Genomic DNA, 3,765 nt, shown 5'->3' on the forward strand with positions numbered 1-3,765 from the left:
TTTTGCCTTCCCGGTCAAACTTGCCGTAGTCACTGCCAAGGCGCATGAGTTGCTGGTAGTCCTCAAAGAGGCGCTTCGACTCCTGCTGAACGATTTCCGACTCGAAGAAGCTCATGGCCTGGCTGTGTGTAGGAACCCTGACGTCTTTAATTGTCACCATGAACACCCGCCTTGGGGCTTGCCGTTGTTGGCGTGTTTGCCACACTTGGGCGTCCTTGACGATGCGCAGTTGATGGCCAAGAGGCACTGGCTTGATCCCGTTGCCCGCAGCCTCCTTCAGGTTACGGGTCACTTGCCGCGGAATCCTGTGGCTGTTCCGGCGGCTGGGCCGGATGGCCATGGGGATGCCGTGGAGTTGGAATTGCTGTCTCTGAAACTTCACCAAAATCCATGGTTGCCCCTGCCGGACGGGGCCAGCATACAACGGGCGGCCCGGTTGGGCGTCCAGTTGGACGTGAACCGGGCCCCCGCGTCCCAATGGCGCCGGCTGCCGGGCATGCGGTGGCAGTGGATTGACCAGCTTCTGCAACTCCAACGCCGGGGGACCCACGTCCACAACCTGGCGGAGTTGGAGCAACGGCTGGGGGTGTCGTCAACCTTGCTGAAGCTCTGGCGGCCCGTTCTTGTGTTCCGCACCCGTGGGGATCGCCCAGCTCTGCCCCCACTGGTTGACGTGAATGGAGCCAGCGGACAGCAGTTGTCCGGCTTGTCCGGCCTGGACAGCTTTCAGGTGGCTTCCCTGCTGCGGGAGCGTCAGCGGAGGCCGTTTGCCAGCGCGGCGGATCTGCAAGACCGCTTGCGGCTCCCGGATTCGGTGATGGCGATCTTGGCGGGGCAACTCCACTGTGGCCGCGGCCCGGTCCCGCTGGATCTTCCCAGGCGGGCATTCAACCTGAACCCATCCGTTTCTTCCTTCTTGGCCAGGACGTGACCCAGCCAGCCCTGTTCCCCCCAGGGGACGACAGGCGCCTCATCGGTGATCACCTCCACCTGCGCCGGGATCAACTCCAGCACTGGCAAGCCGACGTGGCCAGCCACCAGCAGGCTGCCCGCCGCGGGGGAAGCGGCTGCCAGGGGGAGTTGTTTGCCGCTGCCCCAGCCTCCCCGCTGCCCTGTGGCATTGATCCCTTCCTGCTGCTGCCCCAGCCGCTGAACTTCTGGCGCTGGCCCGTGCCCCCCAACGAAGGGGCTGCCCATTATTTTGTCGTTGACGCCGCCGGCCACCTGCCCCATGCCCTGCTGCTGTATGTGGGAGAAACCGGCCAGGCGGCCCAGCGCTGGAAGGGTAGCCATGACTGCAAGGCCTACCTGGCCAGCTATCTGCAGGCGCTGCAGACGGTGGAGCTTGCCGCGGCCGTCTCGGTGCGGTTCTGGTGTGACGCCCCGTTGCAACGGACAGCGCGCCGAGCCCAGGAGGCGCAGCTTATCCACCACTGGCAGCCCCCGTTCAATCGGGAAACCCAGGAGCGCTGGCGCACGCCGTTCACCGCCCTGGCGGATTGAGGCGGGACTGTTGCCGCCTGCTTGTTAAACTGGATCAGCAACCTGCTCAAGCTGGACGTCATGATGGAGTTGCGTCTTATCCCTGCGGATGATCCTCTGCCGGGGGAGGCAGCCCTGGCGGTTGGTCTCTTCAGTGACGAACTGGATGCCGGCTTGACGGACCTGGATGCCCGCCTGGCGGTTCCCCTGACCAACCTGGTCCGCCAGCGGAAGTTCACTGCCAATACAGGGGAGGCGCTGGTTCTCCATCCTCTGGGGGGGACCCCCCAAACCCTGGTGCTGCTGGGCTTGGGAGAGCGGTCCGGCCACACCTTGCAAGGGTTGCGGAAAGCTGCGGCGCGGGGGGCCCGGCTTGCCCAGGATCAAGCCGTCAAGACCCTGGTGCTGCACCTTCCCCTGGCGGACCTGGATCCCACTGCGGCGCTGCAGAAGCAGGCCATGGCGGTGCGGTTGGCGGTGTTTCGGGATTTGCGTTTCAAGGGGGAGGGCAGGAACGGGGACAAGAAGGACGCTCCCTCCACTCTGGACGACGCGCGGATCATCTGCCCCTGCGCCCAGGCTGCGGCCCTGAAGCAGGCTGATGCCATCTGTGACGGGGTGGAGTTGGCCAGGGAACTGGTTGCGGCGCCCCCCAACGTGGTCACTCCGTTGTCGTTGGCCGCCACCGCCCGGCAACTGGCGGAGGACCATGGCCTGGCCCTCAGGATCCTGGAGCGGCAGGATTGCGAGCGCCTGGGAATGGGCTCCTATCTGGGGGTGGCCAAAGCCTCGGCGTTGCCCCCCAGGTTTCTGCACCTCACCTACCGTTCGGAGGAGCCCGTCGAGCGGCGCCTGGCGCTGGTGGGGAAGGGGCTCACCTTTGACTCAGGGGGCTACAACCTGAAGGTGGGGGCCGCTCAGATTGAAATGATGAAATACGACATGGGCGGCTGCGCAGCGGTGCTGGGAGCAGCCAAGGCCATTGGCCAGTTGCGGCCCAAGGGGGTGGAGGCGCATTTTATCAGTGCAACCTGTGAAAACATGGTGAGTGGGGACGGCCTTCGCCCCGGCGATATTATTACGGCAAGCAACGGCGTCACCATCGAGGTGAACAACACGGACGCGGAGGGACGTCTGACCCTGGCGGATGCCCTGATCTATGCCTGTAACCTGAAACCGGACGCGGTGGTGGATCTGGCCACGCTCACGGGCGCCTGTCTGGTTTCCCTGGGGGATGAGCTTGCCGGTCTGTGGAGCCCCGATGACGATCTGGCGGCCCACCTGTTGAAGGCTGCCCAAAGCGCCGGTGAAGGGCTCTGGCGGATGCCGCTGCCGGCATCCTATCTGGAGCGCATGAAGAGTCCCCTTTGCGGATCTGAAGAATACCGGTCCCCGGGCCGGTGGGGCCATCACCGCCGCCCTGTTCCTCAAGGAATTCGTGAGCCGGGATGTTGCCTGGGCCCACATGGACATTGCCGGAACCGTCTGGTCCGATAAGGGCCATGGGGACAATCCCGCCGGCGCCACCGGCTATGGGGTGCGCACACTGGTGGAATGGGTCTCAAGCCATGCCACCGACCCCATGTGAAGCCTGGCGGCGCGTTGGCGGGGGGGGGTAGTGGAGGCTTGGCGCAGCAACGGGGAATGGCATGCATGGGGCAGCCTGGCGGATGGGGATAGCCTATTTCTCTCTGCCGAGGCGGCTCTCCACAGTGTATGGGTTCTGAGCCTAGAAGCAGCCATCCACGGAAATGGTGTACCGGAGTCCCGCTGCATTGAGTCGGGAACTGGAGCCCACTTTTACGTTCACCTCCGTCACCAGCTTGCCCTGGGGCGGATAGAAAGGCCCCAGCCGGCGGTATTCGCCGGGATCCAACAGGAGCTTGTCGCCAAAAACCTTCAAATTGGTGCGATCACTGAATTTCAGGTAGGAGACCACAGGAAACAGGTCCTGCTCCATCCCCATGACACTCTCCTCCTGTTCCCCATCCTGATCCGGCTCGGGTTCATGGATCTCGTCACTCTGAAAATCCACCCAATAAGAGTTGTACACGTTGGCGACCGTGAAATCCGTATTGAAATTGGTGCGGCCAAAGACGACTGTCAGCGGGTTGTTGAGTTGAATCATCTTGCTGACGCTGGTTTCCCCGCCCAGTGCCTTGAGCGCCTCACAGGCGCCCATTTCGGTTTGGGCCAGCAGGCGGGGTGACCATGGCGCTGCGTTCCAAGCCAGCACAGCAACCAGGCATGAGGAAAGGCGCCTGGCTTGTTGGCGAAGCGAAG

4 protein-coding genes and 1 pseudogene are annotated in these 3,765 nt (G+C 63.8%); 3 read left to right on the plus strand and 2 right to left on the minus strand.

Annotated elements, in window-relative coordinates:
* Positions 1 to 115: DUF1825 family protein (locus BG35_RS12185; protein WP_152535228.1), on the minus strand; the 115-nt coding region annotated here is incomplete at its 3' end.
* Between the two features lie 234 nt (positions 116 to 349).
* Here BG35_RS12185 and BG35_RS0107635 point away from each other — a divergent pair.
* The 3 genes and pseudogenes from BG35_RS0107635 to BG35_RS10910 all read left to right on the plus strand — a co-directional run bounded on the left by BG35_RS0107635 (position 350) and on the right by BG35_RS10910 (position 3,070).
* The gene (locus tag BG35_RS0107635) at positions 350 to 931 is read left to right on the plus strand and encodes a ComEA family DNA-binding protein (RefSeq protein ID WP_236619822.1); all 582 of its coding nucleotides are present in this window, start codon (positions 350 to 352) and stop codon (positions 929 to 931) included.
* A complete protein-coding gene (locus tag BG35_RS0107640; protein ID WP_025782363.1) occupies positions 928 to 1,503 on the plus strand; it encodes a hypothetical protein in 576 nt (191 codons plus the stop codon). Before BG35_RS0107635 ends, BG35_RS0107640 begins: the two co-directional genes overlap by 4 nt.
* A 63-nt stretch (positions 1,504 to 1,566) precedes the next feature.
* Positions 1,567 to 3,070: pseudogene (locus BG35_RS10910) on the plus strand (leucyl aminopeptidase).
* A 141-nt stretch (positions 3,071 to 3,211) separates the two neighbouring features.
* Here BG35_RS10910 and BG35_RS10915 read toward each other — a convergent pair.
* A partial coding sequence (locus BG35_RS10915) for a hypothetical protein (protein WP_236619823.1) occupies positions 3,212 to 3,765 on the minus strand: 554 nt, incomplete at its 5' end.

Origin of the sequence: Candidatus Synechococcus spongiarum SH4 (assembly GCF_000586015.1) — a bacterium.
GTDB lineage: Bacteria > Cyanobacteriota > Cyanobacteriia > PCC-6307 > Cyanobiaceae > Synechococcus_B > Synechococcus_B spongiarum_F.